Below are 20,460 nucleotides of genomic sequence, written 5' to 3' on the forward strand. Positions count from 1 at the left end.
AGAAGTGATTCCCGGAGAATACAAGTTACGTAAAGATGAAATTGTTTGTAACAAAGATAAGGGTATAGTCGAGATGTTAGTAACCAACCGAGGTGATCGTCCTATTCAAGTGGGATCTCATTTTCATTTCTATGAAGTTAATTACGGATTAGAGTTTAACCGTAAAGAAGCGTTTGGCTATCACTTGAATATTCCTGCTGGTACGGCCGTTCGCTTTGAACCAGGTGATCCTAAAAATGTACAGCTTGTACCCTTTTCAGGATCACAGCATGTATATGGATTAAATAATAAAACAAATGGACCCACGGGCCAGCTAAAAGAGGAGTAGGTCGAACATGAGCTTTAAAATGTCAAGAAAACAGTATGCAGATATGTTTGGGCCGACGGTTGGAGACGCTGTAAGGCTAGCGGATACCGACCTTTTTATTGAAATTGAACAGGACTTTACAACCTATGGTGATGAAGTGAAGTTTGGGGGAGGAAAAGTCATCCGTGATGGGATGGGACAGCATCCTCTTGCGACAAGAAGTGAAGCAGCAGATCTTGTTTTTACGAATGCCATCATCATGGATTATACGGGGATATACAAAGCAGATATTGGTGTAAAAGATGGCATGATTCAAACCATTGGAAAAGCGGGAAATCCACTATTAATGGATGATGTTGATCTTGTTATTGGGGCTAGTACAGAAATTATTGCTGCGGAAGGAAAAATTGTGACGGCTGGAGGAATTGATGCGCACATTCACTTTATCTGTCCACAACAAATTGAAACCGCCTTATCGTCTGGAGTAACAACAATGATTGGAGGAGGGACAGGTCCTGCAACGGGAACAAACGCGACGACGTGTACACCTGGAGCGTGGTATATCGAGCGGATGCTAGAAGCAGCTGAGGCTTTTTCCATGAATTTAGGCTTTTTAGGTAAAGGGAATGCATCAGCAAAAACGCCTCTTATCGAACAAATTGAGGCTGGAGCGATTGGCCTTAAGCTTCATGAAGATTGGGGTACCACCGCATCAGCAATCGATACAAGCCTGCAAGTTGCGGATGAATATGATGTACAGATTGCGATTCACACAGATACGCTAAATGAAGGTGGGTTTGTCGAAGATACGATGAGAGCAATTGGAAATCGTGTTATTCATACGTATCATACGGAAGGAGCAGGTGGTGGACATGCACCTGACATTATGAAGATGGCAAGCTTTAAGAACATTCTGCCGTCATCAACGAATCCAACTAGACCGTATACGATTAACACTCTAGAAGAACATTTAGATATGCTGATGGTTTGTCATCACCTAGATCCTTCTGTACCAGAAGATATTGCATTTGCAGATTCCCGTATTCGTAAGGAAACGATTGCAGCTGAAGATATTCTGCATGACCTTGGAGTTTTTAGCATGATCTCTTCTGATTCGCAAGCAATGGGTCGTGTTGGTGAAGTGATTACGAGAACGTGGCAAACAGCAGATAAGATGAAAAAGCAAAGAGGAAAACTAAAAGGTGATAACGGTATTGGTGATAATGAACGGATTAAGCGATATATCGCAAAATATACAATTAATCCAGCTATCACCCACGGCATTTCAGAATACGTAGGTTCAGTAGAAGTTGGTAAGCTTGCAGACTTAGTCGTTTGGGATCCAGCGTTTTTTGGTGTGAAGCCAGAGTTGATTATTAAAGGCGGAATGATTGCTCACAGTCAAATGGGTGATCCTAATGCCTCTATACCTACTCCTCAGCCGGTTCTATATCGCCCGATGTTTGCTTCTTTCGGGAAAGCACGCAGTAAAACGTCGATAACATTTATCTCGCAAGCTGCATATAACCGAGGAGTACATCGAACCTTGGGATTGGAGAAACGGATTAAGCCTGTAAAAGGGATTCGTTCACTAAGTAAAACGGACATGAAGCTAAATGGTGAAATGCCTAAAATTGATGTGGATCCACAAACGTACGAAGTGCGAGTGGATGATGAATTAATTACGTGTGAGCCAGCAGAAGTATTGCCTATGGCACAACGATATTTTTTATTTTGAGGTGAAAACAAACAATGTTAATCGAGCAAATTGTTGGAAATGTCGCTACGCTAGAAAAGAAAGCGCCACATATTGAAAAAGTGTATTTAGAAAGTGATCATCTATTAAAGCGCGTGCAGCGAGTTGTGACCGATCACGGTAAAGAACTAGGAATTCGTTTGAAAGACAATCGTGAGCTTGTAGATGGTGATGTGCTTTATATGGATGAGAAGAATATGATTGTTATTCAAGTAATAGCAGATGACTTATTAACGATTCAACCCACAAGTATTAAGCAGATGGGGGAGATTGCTCATCAGCTTGGAAACCGGCATCTGCCAGCTCAATTTGAAGAAAACGAAATGCTTGTTCAATATGATTATTTAGTCGAAGAGCTTCTTAACGAGCTAAGCATTCCGTATAAGCGTGAAAAAAGAACGGTTCAAAAAGCATTTAGACATATTGGACATAGTCATGACTAATCAACTGTTAGCGCTTGTACAGCTGTGTGATTCAAACTTTCCATCCGGCGCTTTTTCACATTCATTTGGCATGGAAACCTATATTCAAAAAGAGCGAATTATAAATGCTGTTACGTTTTCAGAAGCTCTTAGTACGTATGTTGAAACACAGCTTACTTATACAGATGGGTTAGCTTGCCGACTGGCATATGAATTTGCTTCAGAAGGGCATCTTCAGAAAATAAAGGAATTAGATCAAGAGCTGTATGCACTGGCGCTAGCAAAAGAAACGAGAGAAGGGACAAGGAGAATTGGTCAGAGAATGGTCAAGCTTTGCGTCGATCTGTTTGGTGGGAAGCTTTTAGAATGCTACGAACAAGAGATTCAGCGGAAGGAGTGTTTTGGTCATCCATCAATTGTTTTTGCCATTATAGCTGAGCAATTACAGGTGTGTAAACAAACAGCTGTTTCTACGCATTTGTACGCCACTGTGTCATCGCTTATTCAAAATGCAGTTCGTGGTATCCCAATTGGACAAACAGATGGTCAACGAATTTCGCTTGCTTTTCATGAGAAAATTGACCAGGCAGTAATGAATATTCTTCAAGCGGATTCAAGTGAGCTTGGTGCAATGATGCCCGGTCTTGAAATCGCTCAAATGCAGCATGAACGTCTGCACGTTCGCTTATTTATGTCTTAATACAAAACGATATAAGGGAGGGAAGCCTTTGTGGCGAAGGCGAAAAAATGAATGCAATGAGAATTGGTATTGGAGGTCCTGTAGGGGCGGGGAAAACGATGCTTGTAGAAAGACTAACGAGAGCACTGCAAAGTGAGCTAAGCATGGCCGTTATTACAAATGATATCTATACAAAAGAAGATGCTCAGTTTTTAGTGAAAAATAGCGTATTACCTCAAGAACGCATCATTGGTGTGGAAACAGGAGGTTGTCCGCATACCGCTATTCGAGAAGATGCTTCTATGAACTTTGCGGCAATCGACGAGCTGGTTGAAAGACATCCTGACGTTGAGCTGATCTTTGTGGAAAGCGGTGGAGATAATTTAGCAGCAACGTTTAGTCCAGAACTTGTCGATTTTTCTATTTATATTATTGACGTCGCTCAGGGTGAAAAGATTCCGCGTAAAGGTGGACAAGGAATGATTAAATCAGACTTGTTTATTATTAATAAGACGGATTTAGCTCCGTATGTTGGTGCAAGCTTAGATGTAATGAAAGAAGATACAATTGCAGCCCGAGGTAAAAAGCCTTTTGTATTTACAAATTTGAAAAAGGATCAAGGACTGGATGAAGTAATTCAGTGGATCAAAAAAGAAGTATTGCTTATCGGCATTAAATCATGAGCTATACAGGCTATTTAAAGCTTGAGTCGCACAAGGTGAAAGGTAAGACGGTTGTTTATAACACATATCATGACGGAGCTTTTAAGGTGGCTCGCCCAATTTACATGGAAGAGCATACCCCAACAATCTACCTTCTACATGTAGGAGGTGGATATGTTGGTGGAGACCGTTATAAAGCGTGTATTACGGCTGAAGAGGGTGCACATTTATGCTTGACGACACAGGCTGCAACAAAAGTATACCGAACGCCAAACGCACCTGTAGTTCAGGAAACAGAGCTGCTCTTAAAAAAAGGAGCAGTGATTGAATACCTTCCAGATCCGCTTATTTTATACGAAGATGCGCAGTTTATACAAGAAACAACTGTACATATGGAAGAGAAAGCAACATTTTTTATCTCTGACGTTATTACGCCAGGCTGGTCACCTAATGGAGAGATATTTAAGTATGATTCACTGCGTTCGAAGCTCAAAGTTTATCAAAACAATCAGTTAATGGTGTTTGACCATTTGTTTTTATCGCCTCATGAAGACATCCATGCGATTATGAAAATGGAGGGCTACACACATTTCGGTTCTTTTTTAGCAGTGGCTGAAGGAATTATCGATTCGGTCATTGATGAATTGTATGATGAAGTAATAAGTGAAGAGCAGCATGGATATATAGGGATTTCAAAATTAGCGATTAATGGATGTGCCATTAGAATTTTGGGAAATGATACAAAAACGCTTGAAAGTATTATTAATAGATGTTTTCAGTTCCTGAGAAAGCGCCTGTTAGGCTTAGAGGTGGTTCATCTTCGTAAATATTAAGAGCTGCCTTTGAGTAATGGTGTTAAGTGAACTTACAGAAAATTACATTTAGGGGTATAAATTTTTCTCCTTTACTAAAACTATTGGTAAATCAATGCGAGGTAGATAAGGATGAAAAAACAATTACCATGCCAAGTGCCCCCTGTATATATTCTAAATTGTGAGAATCAATTTTTTGACTAGGCTAGAAGCGATCTTGTGGAATATTGCCCTACCAGGGTTTAGTCAATTATTAAACAAGCAGTACGTAAAAGGGATTGTGTTTATAGTATTAGAATTTTTAATCAATATGGGCGCACATTTTAACTCTGCAATACAATTAAGTTTTTTAGGTGAAACTGAACAGGCGTTAGCAACTGTAGACATGCAGTGGATTATGTTTTACCCATGCTTGTATTTTTTTGCAATGTGGGATGGTTTTAAAGATGCAGAAGCAGATCCCCCTCCTCTTTACTCGTTTATACCGTTTGCATGCTGTGCTTACTTTGTAACAGTAGGCATCATGTATGCTTCAGTTGTGAAAATTAACGGAGTACTGCTTGGGCCGATTTGGCTACCGATGCTGTCTGTGATTCCAGGACTGATAGTTGGATTGCCAATTCAGCTTTTACTAGCTAAAAAAGCAAATGCTACGCCATAGACATGAAATGAAAGTTGAATTCTTCAGCTTATCTTTCATGTCTATTTTTATGCCAAATATAGATATGGTTGTACATAACATAGTGAAGAATATATTGAAAATAGAGCATTTTCGGTTAATCAAGCCTCGCCAAAGCATATTATGAAATCGCTCCTGTATGCAAGGGAATTGTTAAGAGAAAAAAAGGGGTGTGGATTTTTCCACAGGGAAAGGAAGAACATTTAGAGAAGCGACCTCTGCAATTTTCGGACGGCCCATCTTTTATCATGCTAAAAGAAAAGGGTGTACAAGCTATTCCAATTGCATATTACTATAGTTTTCGTCATGATCAGCGTCCAGAGCTATTTATTAAAGTGGGTAAACGTATAGAAGTAAATACAGAAACAAGTCGAAGTGAATTAACTCATAAGCTAGAGCAGGCCGTAACTACTGAGTTAGATAGCATTAAAAGTAAGCTTGTTAGCGAGGACCTTTCAACATTTGACGTGTTTATGACGGGTAGAAAAACGTTGAGCGAGTGGCCAACTTAATTTCCACATAATATTTTCATTGTAAATAACTTCATATATTTGATACTATAGGAAAAGGAAACCATTGATAAGAACAGCAGCTTTTTTGTATAAGAAACCATACGGAAAGTTGATTACATAATGAAAAGTGAAAAGGTGATTAAAGCGGTTTATGATTGCATTTACTTGTTTAGTCGTGATCATCAGTGTTGTTCGTCCTTATTTTGAAAGTATTATGGTCAGACGAATAATATCTGAAGAGAAAAAAGTTCGATATTATAAAGAACAATCGTTTTTTTATGTTCTTATTTTACTTCTTTACGTAGTCATTATGCTGTACTATGCGCTACCAGTAGAGAAGTGGGGTCTTCAAACGGTATACTTGGATACCATACAGCAAAAGAACATGTTTCCAGCCTGGGTTGAGTACTTATTATTGCTTATCTTTTTAGGGTTTATTGTATTGTCAATTATGCTTCAATGGATGAAAGATCATGGAGAAACGGTATTTATGGAACAGGAGATGCCTACTTCAATTGAGGCAACGGTTCCAAAAACGAAACGAGAACGCAAGTGGTGGCTTACATACAGTGGAACTTCAAGCGTAGTAGAAACGCTGGTATATTTTCCAAGTCTTTATATCTATATTCATGATGTTCTACAAATTCAAAATAGCTGGGTATTAGCCGTTTTAATCGGTTTAGGTTATTTCATGTCACAGTTAGCGTTTCAAAAAGATCGTTTAAGCCTTCAGACATTAGTTGTTGGAGTTGGTTTGGGCGCTATGTATATCATGTCAGATTCGATTGCAATCATTGCATTTTACTACGCATTTAGCTTTTTAGTTTATGACATTTACCAACAAGACCGCAATATACCTATGAAAGCAGGATGAAGAAAAAGACTGGGACATAAGTAATTCAGCCAATGATAAACCTGAACGATTGAGAGTTTCTCACTTTTAATCGTTCAGGTTTTTTGTTGATTGTGAAAACAATGTTGGAAACAGGGTGGAATGGAGCGTAGGACACTCGACTCCTGCGGGAAAGAGAGGGAAAACGTGAGATCACGCAGCGCAGCGAGGAAGCTCAGGTTCCTCCCCGCGGAAAGCGAGTGACCGTAGCGCAATGGAACGAACGTGTTCAGACAAACCAAAAAGATTGGAACAGCTATTGTTCGTCTCTTAGAAGCAATCATTTTGATCAGCTAGCTCCTCATGAGATAGCTACATTTGATAAAAATAAGTCGCTGGAAATTTTACATATCTTCTTTAAAGGGATTTCTCCCAATTGATTTAAAAAAACGAACAAAGATGACTATTCTCATTTTTTTGTTCGTTTTTTAGTTTCTTGAGGGTTGACACGTGTCTTTATGGAGAATAAGATGGTAGTGTGATAAACGGAAAGTGTATAGTATGCAGTGAACAAAATATGTATAAATATGCAAAAAAGGGGAGTTGCTGCGTAGCAGTTAAGGCGATGGGATACAGCGGGAATATCATTATGAGGAGAGAACAACTATGAAAAACCCATCGTTACTAACGCAGGTTTTAGTAGCATTCGTCGTAGCTGTTGCGCTCGGACTCATCTTTGGAGACAAGATGTCTGTCGTGCAGCCGCTTGGCGATTTGTTTCTAAGGCTCATTAAGTTTATTATGGCGCCTTTGATTTTAACGACGCTCATTGTAGGCGTAACAAGTTTACAAGATACCAAGCAGCTTTTTAGTATGGGAGGGAGAACGATTGTTTTCTACCTCTTTACAACGTTGATTGCTGTGACGATTGGTATCGTATATGCTGTGATTTTATCACCTGGTACAGGAGCTAACGTGTCGTTACCGCAAGGAGCCACTGCGCCGAGTGGAGAAGCACCAACGCTTACGGAGACGTTGCTAAACATGATTCCGGAAAATCCGTTTGCAGCGTTAATGGAAGGGAATATCCTACAAATTATCTTTATGGCAATTGCAATTGGTTTAGGGATTTTATTTGTAGGAGAGCCAGCAAAGCCAATTCAAAAGCTATTTGAATCTTTTTCCACAGTCATGTTTAAAATTACAAGTGGTATCATGGTCATTGCACCAATTGGTATCTTTGGAATGGTAGCACCAATTATTGGTGAGTATGGTTTAGCTGTTTTAGCACCTCTCGCTAAGGTGATTATTGCTGTAGCATTAGGTTGTTTAACGCAGCTTCTCGTTGTGTATTCTCTTGCGGTTAAAGGCTTTGCTGGGATGAGTCCACTTATATTTTTAAAAGGAATAGCACCAGCCGGCCTTGTAGCTTTTAGTACAGCAAGTAGTGGTGCAACGCTACCTGTTTCAATGAAAAACGTTCAGGAAAACCTTGGCGTTTCAAAGGAAACAGCAAGCTTTGTTTTACCGTTAGGTGCCACAATGAATATGGACGGTAGTGCGATTTACCAAGGTGTTGCTGCGCTATTTATTGCACAATTTTATGGAATTGATCTCGGTATGAGTGAAATTTTACTAATCATGTTTACAACTACCATTGCATCAATTGGTACTGCGGGCGTGCCAGGTGCAGGGATGATTATGTTAACAATGGTACTAGCAGCCGTCAACCTTCCAGTTGAAGGAATTGCTTTAATTGCAGCAATCGATCGTATTCTTGATATGTTCCGTACGTCGGTTAATATTGTCGGAGATGCTGCAGCTTCTGTTGTTGTAGACTCATATGAGAAGAAATCAAAAGAAAAAGCGAATCAGCAAGCATCGTGAATTTTTGTGCGTACATCCTTATGAAAGGTGAGGGTGTACGCATTTTTTTCATTCCTTGCTATAATGGAAAAAGATTCACGCATACTAAAGTGAATGAGTAATTGATAACGATTTAAAGGAGTTTTTTGATGACAAAAGTAAAGTTAATTTCACATAATGATTTAGATGGGGTAAGCCCAGCTTTATTAGCTCGCTTAGCATTTGGTGATGAGAACCTTGATTACGACACGGTAGGAATCGGACGCATAAACGATACGGTGCTGCATTTTATAGAAGAAGATAATGATGGACAAGACTTATACATAACGGATATTAGCGTAAATGATGAAGTAGCAGCTAAGCTGGATGAACTTGTGAAAAATGGTCAAAAGGTTACGCTTATTGATCATCATATTTCTGCACTTCCTCTTTCTGAAAAATACGATTGGGTCCATGTGATACCAGAAGATAAGAATGGGACGAAAACAGCAGCTACATCGCTTTTTTATACATATCTACTAGAAAACAAGATGTTGGAACGTACGAAGATGCTGGATGAATACGTAGAGCTTGTACGTTTATTCGATACGTGGGATTGGTTTCGCGAGAAAAATGAAAAAGCAAAAAGACTTAATCACCTTTACTACTTAATTTCTCATGAAGAGTTTAAAGATACGGTTCACGAAACGCTACAAGCATCTTATACTGGTGCCAGTCAAAGCTTTGAATTTACAGAAAAGCACGCGATTTTACTTGAAGCTGAAGAGAAGCGAATTGAAAAATATATCTATGACAAACAAAAGCAAATGATGCAAGCAGAAGTAGAGATTGCAGAGCAAAAATACAAGGTAGGGATTGTGTTCGCAGATACATATCAGTCAGAGTTGGGAAATGCATTATGCCTAGAGCATGAAGAAATCGACTTTTCAGTAATGGTTGATATGGGAAGGAAAAAGCTAGGGTTTCGAGCGGTGAAAGATAAGATTAATTTAGCTGAAATCGTGGGTCACATTGGTGGTGGAGGCCATCCAAAAGCATCCGGCTGCAAATTAACGAGCGAAACCTTCAAGCTATTTGTAACCGACCACTTGTTTCAACCAGACGAAAAAAGTGAATAAACTAAGTGTAGAGGAGGGATGACTTTGACATTTGAGCGTGAGGTTGTTGTGGTAACTGGTGGCGCAAATGGAATTGGAAAAGGTGTGGCAAGCGCCTATGCCAAAAAAGGTGCCAAAGTGATAATCGCAGATATTGATGAAGAACAAGGGGAGAAGTATGCTAAAACGCTGCGTGAAGCAGGTGCACAGGCAATGTTTATTCACACAGATGTAAGAAAAGAAGAGGATGTTATCAACCTCATGAAAGAAACTGTTTCAGCTTATGGTACGATTACCATTCTGGTTAATAATGCTGGAGTAACAAAGTGGAAGTCTCCGTATGAGTTAACGCTAGATGAATGGGATGATATCATAAATCTTAATTTACGAAGCGTATTTTTATGCTCAAGAGAAGCTGCAAAAGTGATGCGAAATAACAAAATAGGTGGTTCAATTGTAAACTTAGCTTCTACGCGTGCCGTTATGTCAGAGCCACACACCGAAGCATACGCTGCTACAAAAGGTGGCATTGTGGCGCTAACGCATGCTCTTGCCATTTCACTTGGACCAGACAAGATTACCGTCAACGCAATTTCTCCTGGCTGGATTGAAACTCAGCAATATGAGGAGCTTCGAGATGTTGATCATGCTCAGCATCCGTCTAACCGAGTTGGCACTCCAGCAGATATTGCAAAAGCGTGCCTTTACCTGACGCATCCAAACAATGATTTTGTAACGGGGACGAACGTAGTTGTCGATGGTGGAATGACGCGCAAGATGATTTATGAACATTAACTAAAGTAAGCAGGCTATAGGCTATACCTATAGCCTGCTATTTTTATTTTGTATAAAAACACAGTTATATGAAAGCGTATTCTTTTTAAAATTTAGAAAAATCAGACTTGATTTACTTATCGAAATCATGTATCGTTATGTTCAATTCCTAATTGAAAAGGAATTAGTGTATAAAGTGAATATGTTCATGCAAAAGGTGCTAAGACACTAGTTTTAGCTTAAAAGGGAAGATCGGTGAAAATCCGACGCGGTCGCGCCACTGTAAGGAGGAGCCTATTATCAGTAAACCACTGTTTATGAAACGGGAAGGTGATAATAGGTGATGATTCTAAGTCAGGAGACCTGCCTGTTGTTTGCACTCACAACCTACGCGTAATAGGGAGAGGTGATTAGCTTGGTATTGAAACAAAAGTATATGTTGTTCAATACTTCTTAAAGCTGTCGTCTAACTCTCTTTCCAGAGAGTTTTTTATTGCAGAAAAATAGACGAAACGAGGAGATTGAAATGACAGTGAATACAGCAACAATTGGGTATCCAAGAATCGGTAGAAACAGGGAATGGAAAAAAGCAATTGAAGCTTATTGGAAGCAGGAAACAACGGAAGCAGAGCTGCACAACCAACTTCATGAGTTGTATGTTAATCAGCTTCGTATTCAAAAAGATAAGGGGATTGATTTTGTTTCAGTAGGTGACTTTAGTTATTACGATCACATGCTTGATACGGCGGTTATGTTTAATATTATTCCAGCTCGTTTCAAAAAGCAAAATCTATCCGCTCTTGATACATATTATGCAATGGCAAGAGGGAACAAAGAAGCAGAGGCATGTGAGATGACTAAGTGGTTTAATACCAACTATCACTACATTGTCCCAGAGTTTACTGACGTAACGCCGGCATTGAATGAAAACAGACCATTAGCATATTGGCAAAAAGCAAAGGACGAATTGGCACTTAACGGTAAGCCTCTTCTAATTGGGCCAGCAACCTTTATCTTATTAGGCAAAGGATTTAAACAAGAAGAAGTATCGAGCTTATTTGCTCAATTAACTCCGCTTTATATTCAAGTGATTAAGGAGTTACATGAAGCGGGAGCAGAGTGGATTCAAATTGATGAACCAATTTTTGTAACGAATAAAGCAGAAGGGTACTGGAAGGATGTTGAGGCATTTTATCAGCGTATTTCAGAGGAAGTACCTGGTGCTAATCTTATCATCCAAACGTATTTTGAAGCATTAGATAATTACCAATCTGTTGTGAACCTTCCTGTGAATGCTTTTGGGTTGGATTTTGTACATGATGAGAGAAAAAATAGTGAAGCGATAAAAGCACACGGTTTTCCAAAAGGGAAAAAGCTTTTTGCAGGCGTTATTGATGGTCGTAACGTGTGGAAAAGTAACTTAATTGAAAAAGCTGCACTTGTAAGTGAATTGCAAAAATTAGTGGGTAAAGAAGAGGTAATTGTTCAGCCATCTAGTACACTGCTTCATGTCCCTGTAACGGTAGAAACTGAACAAGAGCTACCAGCTGATATTCGAGCAGGCTTAAGTTTTGCTGAAGAAAAGCTGACTGAGCTAGAACTTTTAAAGGACCTTTTAAAAGGGGATAGCGAAGCAGTAAAAGCACATCAGCAAGAGATTGAGGCATTTTCGAAGGTTGCAAACCGCGTTCACACGAAAACGAGAGCAGAGCTAGAACAGATTGATGATCAAGCCTTATCTCGTGCTTCTGTGGCTGAGCGCCAGCGTTTGCAAAAAGAAAAGTTTGATTTACCGCTTTTACCAACTACAACAATTGGAAGCTTGCCACAAACAGCAGAGGTTCGTTCGAAGCGCTTAAAATGGAAGCAAGGTCAGTTAACGAACGAACAGTATGAAGCGTTTATAAAAGAAGAAACAAAGCGCTGGATTGAGGTTCAAGAAGAAATTGGTATTGATGTGCTGGTTCACGGTGAGTTTGAACGTACGGATATGGTTGAATTTTTTGGTGAGCGCTTAGGCGGAATGTTAACAACGAAAAACGGTTGGGTTCAATCATATGGTTCACGCTGCGTAAGACCACCTGTTGTATACGGAGATGTCTATTTAGTCGAGCCGATGACGGTTAAAGAAATTGTCTATGCACAAAGTTTAACCGAAAAAGTCGTAAAAGGAATGCTGACGGGGCCAATTACCATCTTAAACTGGTCATTCCCACGTACAGACATCTCGAAGTATGAAAGCATGAATCAAATTGCATTAGCCATTCGAAAAGAAGTTAAAGCGCTTGAAGAAGCCGGTGTTCACATGATACAAGTAGATGAACCTGCGCTGCGAGAAGGATTGCCAATTCGAGCTGAAAAGCAAGCCGCGTATTTAAATGCTACTGTTGAAGCGTTCCGTCTAGCAACAACGGGTGTAGAAGATACAACGCAAATTCATACGCATATGTGCTATTCGAAATTTGATGACATGATTGACACAATCTCTGCACTAGACGCAGATGTCATTTCAATTGAAGCATCCAGAAGTCATGGCAATATTATTTCTTCATTCGAGCAGTATTCATACGATAAAGAAATCGGGCTTGGCATTTACGACATTCATAGCCCTCGTATTCCAAGCTTTGAAGAAATGACAAATAATCTTGACCGTGCTCTTCGCGTGTTAAACCCAGCACAATTTTGGGTTAATCCAGACTGCGGTTTGAAAACACGAAATGAAAAGCAGGTAATCGATGCTTTAACTCAAATGGTAAACGTTACGAAGAAGTATCGTGAAAAGTTAGCAGCAGTCGCACAATAAAATGAAACAAAGAAAACCCCCTTTTATATGGGGGTTCTTTGTTTACGTTATGACAAATTATCTTGTTCCAGCCATTGCTGCGACCATTTTTCAATTTCTATCATAATAGGTTCAAGCGCTTTTCCTTTTTCCGTCAAGGAATACTCGATGCGTACAGGCGTTTCTGGAAAGACCTCACGCTTGACAATCCCTTGTTGTTCAAGGTCTTTCAAGCGTTCTGATAGTACGCGGCCGCTTACTGAAATGGATGATTCGATGGCACAAAAACGCTGGGGTCCAGACAGAAGCTTATAAATAATGAGCCCGGTCCAGCGCTGACTTAAAATCGTCATTGCTTTTTCAAAGCGTGGACATAAGGTTGATTGATTCATTTGTTTCACTCCTATAACACATATTATAGCACAAAGCATTAGGTGCTACACTTCTTAAAACTTCACGACCAAAGAGAAGAACCTTACATAAAGTAAGCGAAAGGAGTATTGAAGTAAAGCTGTTGAGAGAAACTAGTTAATAACCAATTACTTATCTATCTAAAAAACGAAATGGCTTATTCACGATCAAATAGCCAAGTTTTAATAATTGCTGCATACTCACGACCATATGATTGAAGCTTCACGACGTTTGGTGTTTCTGCACCTAATGGGTATACGTTATATCCTTGTCTTTTGGCAATCAGTGATGCGCGGTATAAATGAAACTGGTTGCTGACGAGTACAATATGTTTGTCATTGATATCAATAAGCTTTTTGGTATAGAGAAAGTTTTCATAAGTGGAAGTAGATTGACTTTCTTGTATAATGCGAGCAGAGTCAACGCCGTGATCTACTAAAAAAGTAGACATCGCTTCCGCTTCAGAGATGTCTTCATCATCACCTTGTCCACCTGAGACAATAGCAATAGTTGAAGGATTATCTTCTAAATAACGCAGCGCAGTAATCATGCGCTCTCGTAAACTTAAAGATAGCTCTTTTCCATTTACCTTAGCTCCAAGAATCATAATGTAGTCTGCGTTTTTTGGAGGAGGTGAACTAGCTGCAGAATAAATATGATATGACGCAAACAACACGTATCCAATTAGTAAAGAAGTAAGTACGTAGATAAATTTTCTTTTCATAAGCTACTCCCATCGTGTATTCCTATTTAGTATAATGCAGTAATTGGTATAAAAAGTAGTATTTATTTAATATTTAAGCGGTAAATAGGAAAAAATGTCATGAATTTAGCAAAAGGGATAGCTTCATATGTTTTGGAACGTTATAATCATAATGCACATCTTCTGCAACATTTCAAAGAAGGAGAGAACGAACATGAAGAAAAAAGCCGATTGGCGTTATCGAATCGCACATAAAGAAGCTTTAATCGGTATCGGCCTGGCTCTTTTCCACTTTGCATGGTGGTTTGGTTTTGCGTACGGACTTGGTTCAAAGCCCGTATCAGAGTATACATACATATTGGGGTTTCCGGCCTGGTTTTTTTATAGCTGCATACTTGGAATCCCGCTCATTATTTTACTGGTCTGGATTATTGTTCGCTTTTTCTTTTCAGATCTTCCTTTAGAAGATGAAGAAAGAGGTGAGAGCGAATGAACTGGGCTGTTGTTGTTCCTCTTGTTGTGTTTGTTCTATTAATTTTTGCGATTGGCTTTATTACCGCTAAAAAAACAAGCACGGCAAGTTCATTTATTAATGATTATTTTCTAGGAAGCAGAGAGCTTGGAGGGTTTGTTCTTGCCATGACGATGGTCGCGACGTACGGAAGTGCGAGCAGCTTTATTGGTGGTCCTGGTACAGCATATCAAACCGGACTTGCTTGGGTACTATTGTCCGTGATTCAAGTTGTAACAGGTTACTTTGTTCTCACAACTCTTGGCAAAAAATTCGCCATTGTTTCGCGAAAGATGAATGCCGTTACGCTTGTTGATTTTTTGAAAAAGCGATATGAAAGCAATATTGTTGTGATTGTTTCTGCTGTAAGCATTGTCCTTTTTCTATTTGCTTCTTTAGCTGCTCAGTGGGTTGGAGGAGCTAGATTAATTGAAGGTTTTGTAGGCATTTCATACAAAAGTGCGCTTGTCATCTTTGCAGTCACCGTACTTGTTTATGTATCAATTGGTGGGTTTCGTGCTGTCGTACTAACCGATGCCCTGCAGGGAATTGTAATGCTTGTAGGGACGATTATTTTACTAATTGCTACTATTTATGCTGGCGGCGGTGTCGAAGCAATCATGAAAGACTTAGTGAATGAAAATCCAAATCTTGTGAGCCCGTACGGAGCAGATCGTTCATTAACACCGCTTTATGTGTCATCATTTTGGATTTTAGTTGGAGTAGGAGTTGTGGGGCTGCCACAGGTGGCCGTTCGAGCGATGTCTTATAAAAACTCGAAAGCGATGCATCAAGCCATGCTTATCGGTACGGTAGTAGTTGGTGTGATTATGTTAGGGATGCATCTTATTGGTGTGTTTGCTCGTGCTGTAATTCCAGGAATTGAAGTGGGAGACACTGTGATGCCGACGTTAACCCTTGAAGTATTACCACCTTGGTTAGCAGGAGTTGTACTTGCTGCGCCGATGGCAGCCATTATGTCGACGGTAGACTCTATTTTATTAATCATTAGCTCTGCTATTGTAAAAGACTTGTATTTAAACTACGTTAATCCGAAAGCAAAAGAGCAGCAGGTGAAAAGATGGAGCTTCTTAACAACAATGATTATTGGAATTTTAGTATTTTTGTTTGCTATTAACCCACCTGATTTACTCATTTGGTTTAACTTATTTTCATTTGGTGGACTTGAAGCAGTATTTATTTGGCCAATTGTGTTAGGATTATATTGGACAAAAGGAAATAAATATGGAGCAATTTCGGGAATGGTGACGGGGCTTTTAGTGTATATTTTAATTCACACATACGCTCCTAACCCATTTGGCATGCATACGGTTGTGCTTCCCGTTGTTCTGTCTTTATTGGTTTTTGTAACTGCAAGTATAATGACACAATCAAAAACAAAGAACCTACAAGAACAGCTTCGTAAAAAATATTTATAAACGATTATGTTTTAAAAGTGCCTTATGCGTTTAAGGATAATAGGGAAATCGGTGGAAATCCGATGCAGCCCCCGCTACTGTAAGTGTGGATGAACCTGCAACAAACCGCTAGCAATGAGCTAGGAAGGTGCAGAAGTAAAGTGAAGCACAAGCCAGGAGACCTGCTTTTAAACATTAACTCTTATTTTTCGGCGGGGAAAATAGGTGACGTGCACATCAAAAGAATGAAGATGTTGTCATGAAGCCTTGGTTTTTAGCCAAGGCTTTTTGCTATGAAAGGCGTGATACAGATGAAAAAAGCAATTCCTCTTATGATTCAAGGAACGCACTCGGACGCTGGAAAAAGTTTACTTACAACTGCTTTTTGCCGAATTTTTGCAGAAGATGGTTTCAAAACAGCGCCGTTTAAATCACAAAATATGGCACTTAACTCTTATATTACAAAGGATGGAAAAGAGATTGGACGTGCTCAAGGAATTCAAGCTGAAGCTGCTGGAGTGGAAGCAACGACCAATATGAATCCGGTTTTAATCAAACCGACAAGAGAGTATGAGGCGCAGGTCGTCGTTCATGGTGTTCCTTTGCAAAATATGTATGCGTACGAGTATAGGAAAGATTTCTTTGAAACCGGACGTGAGATTATCACCAAAGCGTATGAAGAGCTTGCTTCTGAGTACGAGCATATTGTCATTGAAGGAGCAGGGAGTCCTGCTGAAATTAACTTAAACGACCGTGAACTTGTGAATATGCGAGTAGCTGATATTGCACAGTCTCCCGTTATTTTAGTAGGAGATATCGATAAGGGAGGCGTTTTTGCTAGCTTAGTAGGAACAATTCAGCTGCTTCCAAAAGAGCATAAGTCAAAGGTGGTAGGTGTGATTATTAATAAATTTCGAGGTGACTTGTCGCTGTTGCAACCAGGGCTTGATTGGTTTGAAGAGTATACGGGACTTCCTGTTCTAGGCGTCGTTCCTTATCTGGATGATGTGGAGATTGATGCAGAAGATTCACTTGCTTTAACTACGTACCCTACTCTTCCAAATCCAGCTAAAGAACTTGATGTTGCCGTTATTTCTTATCCTCGCATGTCGAACTTTACAGATCTAGATCCTATTCGTTTTGAAGATGATTGCCACGTAAGGCTTGTGACAAAACCTTCTCAGCTTGGAACGCCTGATTTAATCATTTTACCTGGGAGCAAGAATACGTTAGAAGACGCAAAGTACTTGTATGAAACGGGCTTAGCAGAAGCTATTTTGACAAAGAAGAATAAGGTGGATATTGCTGGAATCTGCGGTGGGTATCAAATTTTAGGTGAAGTGATAAGTGACCCAAATGAAGTGGAATCAACCCAAAAATCTGTTAAAGGGCTAGGTCTTTTACCTATTGAAACTGTAATGAAAACAAATAAGCGAACAGAACGGGTAACGGGAAGGGCTATTTTACACGATGAGTCCTATCAAATTGAAGGTTACGAAATTCATATGGGCGAAACAACGTCTACCAAGCCAACTGTACATTTTGCTGAGCTAAATGGTATAAAAGAAGGAGCAGTTTTTGGTCGCGTCATTGGTACATACATACATGATGTTTTTCATAATGATGGCTTTCGACGTGCATATTTAAACGACATTCGACAGCAAAAAGGATTAGTGCCGATTAAGAAAACGTTTAATAGTAGGACGCGAAAGGAAGAGTCTTTTCAAAAGCTGGCTGCACATGTACGAAAAGCAATTGATATGAAACAAATTTATGAAATCATGAGTGAATATAAAAAGTAATTCACTATCAAACGGTTGGGGCGTGCTATCTGTAAAAGGTTCTTTACAAAAAGGTTAAAATCCCGGCCCTCGGTTTCCAATAGAGGGAGTTGATGCAAGATGAAAAAAATCGTAAACAAAATTGTCTTATTTTATGTCTTTAGTATAATCCTTGTTTTAACTACAGTTATTACTGGTGTTTTTGTAGGTACCGTGTCTTTAACCGTTACAGACGTTATTAAAATTATTGTTCAAAACATGTCTGGATTATCTTTATATCATGGCCCCAGTAACATGGAGCTCATTATTTGGGAAATTCGATTTCCACGCGTAGTCGTTGCCTTTTTAGTTGGAGCAGCTCTTGCCATTGCGGGGGCAGCTTTTCAAGGCTTGCTTCGAAACTCATTAGCGGACCCGTATACCATCGGGGTGTCTTCTGGAGCCACTCTTGGCACGGTGCTTGCTATCTTTTTTAACTGGCAGCTATTTGGGATGCATATCTATACGCTACCGATTATTGGGATTGTATCTGGCTTTTTAACGCTTTTACTCGTATTTGGTATTACAAAGTTAGCGAGCGGGACATTAGCTAACGAAACTATTATTTTAGCAGGTATTATTTTGTCATCGTTCATGAGCGCTATGATTTCTCTTATGGTTGCATTATCATCAGAGCAAGGAGTGCGTGAAATTTTGTATTGGCTGATGGGAAGTGTGTCAATGAGAGGCTGGGGACATGTTCAGCTTTTACTCCCGTTTTTCATCATCGGTACGGTCGGCTTACTTGCGAATACCCGCGAGCTAAATGGCTTTGCGTTTGGCGATCAGTCTGCACAGTTTATGGGAATTAACGTAAAAAGCAGAAAGCGTATCATTTTGGTATCGGCAGCTATTTTGACAGGTGCATCCGTATCTGTCTCTGGAGCAATCGGCTTTGTTGGACTTGTCATTCCTCACTTAGTAAGGTTGGTGGTAGGTGCAAACCACAAGCATGTGCTTCCTCTTTCTATTCTGATTGGAGGCAGCTATCTTGTGTTGGCAGACCTTGTAGCACGAACCATTCTAAACCCACAGGAGCTTCCAATTGGTGTGGTAACTGCGATCATCGGCTCACCTATTTTTACGCTGTTGCTTATTAAAGAAAGGATTAGGAAAAGAGGGATTGAATGATTGAGGTTTGTAACGTAACTGGTGGGTATAAAAAGCATAAGCCTACTGTAAAAAGCGTAGCTTTCACCGTGGAAAAAGGCTCATTTTGCACGCTTCTTGGACCAAACGGGAGCGGAAAGACCACGCTCATTCGCTTGATGATGGGCGTGCTACCGCTAACAGCAGGAGAAATTAAGTTAGAACAAAAGTCAATTTCCTCCTATTCAGCTACGCAGTTAGCGCAAAAAATAGCGGTTATGACGCAGGAAAACCAAATCGGTCTAGAGTTTACCGTTCGTGAAATTGTGGCGCTTGGTCGCTATCCTTTCCAAACGAAACGGTTTTTAAATAATGAATCACCTTATGATAAAGAAGTGATTGAAAGAGTGATGAAAAGAACGGATGTGTGGCGATATCGTCATCACTCATTCAATGCTTTAAGCGGTGGGGAAAAACAGCGTGTTCTTTTAGCTAAATCTTTAGCGCAAGAACCTGAATATTTGTTGTTAGATGAACCGACAAATCATCTAGACGTAAAGCACGCAATGGAACTGCTGCATTTATTAAAAGAGTTGCAGCGAGAAGAAAACTTAACCATTGTGGCGATTTTACATGATTTAAACATTGCAGCACTATTTGCTGATGACGCCATCTTGTTAAAAGATGGAGAGGTTTATGCAAGAGGTATTGAAGAGATTTTTAGTGACCAGCAAACTCTTCAGCACGTCTATGGAGTTGATTTACACGTACTTTATCATCCTGGAGTCCATAAAAGACAGCTTGCATATGTCCCCCCGAAAGAAGAGAAGGTACTACAAGCTTTTTCCAACTTATATACGCTCATAGAAAATGAACGTTGTCTGTCAGTAAGCTTTGAACATTCCCTGCGCACCCTTTCTACGGGAGATAGCGGAAAGGGTATCCATTGGTGTAAGCAAATCGTTCAGTACACAGACGAAGAGAAAAGCAGCGATTTACTTTCGTGGTCTGGGATCGATCATCGCTTTACACGAATTTCATTTTACGAAGATGGAGTATATACGTGGCTATTCTTGTTTACAAAAAGTAAGGAACAGGTGAACGTCGTAGTTGTTACGGATATGCCTCTTAAAGATGAATCACTTTTAGAAACAGCAATGGAAGTAAGTGCTCAGCTTGGAGGGTTGGGAATCAATCGAGGGAATTTTGCAGCTTGTGCTGTTAGAAATACGGATACAAAAGCAGTAGATGCTAAAAAAATTAAAGCTATTATAAAACGAGAAGTTGATAAATATCAGCTTGTTACGCAATGAAAAATGCTCACCGTG

The 20,460-nt window shown here is 39.8% G+C and carries 21 protein-coding genes and 2 riboswitches; of the genes, 19 read left to right on the top strand and 2 right to left on the bottom strand.

Annotation, left to right across the window (positions count from 1 at the left end):
- Positions 1-4: 4 nt before the first annotated feature.
- The 14 genes from AC1UFB_RS05405 (at position 5) to metE (ending at position 13,201) form a co-directional block, all read left to right on the top strand.
- Positions 5-328, top strand: a complete 324-nt coding sequence (locus AC1UFB_RS05405) for an urease subunit beta (RefSeq protein WP_025910060.1) — start codon at positions 5-7, stop codon at positions 326-328.
- A gap of 7 nt (positions 329-335) precedes the next feature.
- Entirely contained in the window at positions 336-2,045 is a 1,710-nt protein-coding gene (gene ureC / locus AC1UFB_RS05410; RefSeq protein WP_025910061.1) for an urease subunit alpha, read from the top strand.
- A 14-nt stretch (positions 2,046-2,059) separates the two neighbouring features.
- The gene (gene ureE / locus AC1UFB_RS05415) at positions 2,060-2,506 is read left to right on the top strand and encodes an urease accessory protein UreE (protein WP_025910062.1); all 447 of its coding nucleotides are present in this window, start codon (positions 2,060-2,062) and stop codon (positions 2,504-2,506) included.
- Positions 2,499-3,185: an urease accessory protein UreF gene (locus AC1UFB_RS05420; protein WP_025910063.1), complete on the top strand. Its 687-nt coding sequence runs from the start codon at positions 2,499-2,501 to the stop codon at positions 3,183-3,185. The genes ureE and AC1UFB_RS05420 overlap by 8 nt, the downstream gene beginning before the upstream one ends.
- 47 nt (positions 3,186-3,232) lie before the next feature.
- Complete coding sequence (gene ureG / locus AC1UFB_RS05425; RefSeq protein WP_025910064.1) at positions 3,233-3,847, top strand: urease accessory protein UreG; 615 nt, start codon at positions 3,233-3,235, stop codon at positions 3,845-3,847.
- An 86-nt stretch (positions 3,848-3,933) separates the two neighbouring features.
- On the top strand, positions 3,934-4,659 hold the full coding sequence (locus tag AC1UFB_RS05430) for an urease accessory protein UreD (RefSeq protein WP_231882722.1): 726 nt from the start codon (positions 3,934-3,936) through the stop codon (positions 4,657-4,659).
- A 175-nt stretch (positions 4,660-4,834) separates the two neighbouring features.
- Positions 4,835-5,299 (top strand): hypothetical protein, encoded by a 465-nt coding sequence (locus tag AC1UFB_RS05435; protein WP_025910067.1) that lies wholly within the window; start codon positions 4,835-4,837, stop codon positions 5,297-5,299.
- A gap of 188 nt (positions 5,300-5,487) precedes the next feature.
- On the top strand, positions 5,488-5,829 hold the full coding sequence (locus AC1UFB_RS05440; protein ID WP_100347943.1) for a lysophospholipid acyltransferase family protein: 342 nt from the start codon (positions 5,488-5,490) through the stop codon (positions 5,827-5,829).
- Between the two features lie 151 nt (positions 5,830-5,980).
- Positions 5,981-6,703, top strand: a complete 723-nt coding sequence (locus tag AC1UFB_RS05445; RefSeq protein ID WP_061786741.1) for a hypothetical protein — start codon at positions 5,981-5,983, stop codon at positions 6,701-6,703.
- Between the two features lie 218 nt (positions 6,704-6,921).
- Positions 6,922-7,101 (top strand): hypothetical protein, encoded by a 180-nt coding sequence (locus AC1UFB_RS05450; RefSeq protein ID WP_139325209.1) that lies wholly within the window; start codon positions 6,922-6,924, stop codon positions 7,099-7,101.
- 226 nt (positions 7,102-7,327) lie between these two features.
- Positions 7,328-8,548 (top strand): dicarboxylate/amino acid:cation symporter, encoded by a 1,221-nt coding sequence (locus tag AC1UFB_RS05455; protein WP_328101396.1) that lies wholly within the window; start codon positions 7,328-7,330, stop codon positions 8,546-8,548.
- Positions 8,549-8,676: 128 nt separating this feature from the next.
- Positions 8,677-9,645 (top strand): DHH family phosphoesterase, encoded by a 969-nt coding sequence (locus AC1UFB_RS05460; protein ID WP_328101395.1) that lies wholly within the window; start codon positions 8,677-8,679, stop codon positions 9,643-9,645.
- A gap of 24 nt (positions 9,646-9,669) precedes the next feature.
- Complete coding sequence (locus tag AC1UFB_RS05465; RefSeq protein WP_482588703.1) at positions 9,670-10,419, top strand: glucose 1-dehydrogenase; 750 nt, start codon at positions 9,670-9,672, stop codon at positions 10,417-10,419.
- Positions 10,420-10,596: 177 nt separating this feature from the next.
- Positions 10,597-10,783: riboswitch (cobalamin riboswitch) on the top strand.
- 141 nt (positions 10,784-10,924) lie between these two features.
- The gene (metE, locus tag AC1UFB_RS05470; RefSeq protein WP_277716420.1) at positions 10,925-13,201 is read left to right on the top strand and encodes a 5-methyltetrahydropteroyltriglutamate--homocysteine S-methyltransferase; all 2,277 of its coding nucleotides are present in this window, start codon (positions 10,925-10,927) and stop codon (positions 13,199-13,201) included.
- A 47-nt stretch (positions 13,202-13,248) separates the two neighbouring features.
- On the opposite strand, the gene AC1UFB_RS05475 is transcribed toward metE, so the two are convergent.
- Both AC1UFB_RS05475 and AC1UFB_RS05480 read right to left on the bottom strand, forming a co-directional pair.
- Entirely contained in the window at positions 13,249-13,572 is a 324-nt protein-coding gene (locus AC1UFB_RS05475; protein WP_025910077.1) for a winged helix-turn-helix transcriptional regulator, read from the bottom strand.
- Positions 13,573-13,748: 176 nt separating this feature from the next.
- Positions 13,749-14,315, bottom strand: coding sequence for a YdcF family protein (locus tag AC1UFB_RS05480; protein ID WP_100347939.1), 567 nt, complete (start codon positions 14,313-14,315; stop codon positions 13,749-13,751).
- A 193-nt stretch (positions 14,316-14,508) separates the two neighbouring features.
- Between AC1UFB_RS05480 and AC1UFB_RS05485 the strand changes: the two genes are divergently transcribed.
- The 5 genes from AC1UFB_RS05485 to AC1UFB_RS05505 all read left to right on the top strand — a co-directional run bounded on the left by AC1UFB_RS05485 (position 14,509) and on the right by AC1UFB_RS05505 (position 20,445).
- Positions 14,509-14,787: a YhdT family protein gene (locus AC1UFB_RS05485; RefSeq protein ID WP_025910081.1), complete on the top strand. Its 279-nt coding sequence runs from the start codon at positions 14,509-14,511 to the stop codon at positions 14,785-14,787.
- Positions 14,784-16,244: a sodium/pantothenate symporter gene (panF, locus tag AC1UFB_RS05490; protein ID WP_025910083.1), complete on the top strand. Its 1,461-nt coding sequence runs from the start codon at positions 14,784-14,786 to the stop codon at positions 16,242-16,244. Before AC1UFB_RS05485 ends, panF begins: the two co-directional genes overlap by 4 nt.
- A riboswitch (cobalamin riboswitch) is annotated at positions 16,243-16,427 on the top strand. It overlaps the preceding gene by 2 nt.
- A 107-nt stretch (positions 16,428-16,534) precedes the next feature.
- Entirely contained in the window at positions 16,535-18,025 is a 1,491-nt protein-coding gene (locus AC1UFB_RS05495) for a cobyric acid synthase (RefSeq protein WP_482588704.1), read from the top strand.
- 99 nt (positions 18,026-18,124) lie between these two features.
- Entirely contained in the window at positions 18,125-19,174 is a 1,050-nt protein-coding gene (locus tag AC1UFB_RS05500) for a FecCD family ABC transporter permease (protein ID WP_328101392.1), read from the top strand.
- Positions 19,171-20,445 (top strand): ABC transporter ATP-binding protein, encoded by a 1,275-nt coding sequence (locus tag AC1UFB_RS05505; RefSeq protein WP_061784845.1) that lies wholly within the window; start codon positions 19,171-19,173, stop codon positions 20,443-20,445. Before AC1UFB_RS05500 ends, AC1UFB_RS05505 begins: the two co-directional genes overlap by 4 nt.
- The last annotated feature ends 15 nt before the right edge of the window (positions 20,446-20,460 follow it).

The organism is Priestia sp. KCTC 13724, assembly GCF_056820425.1.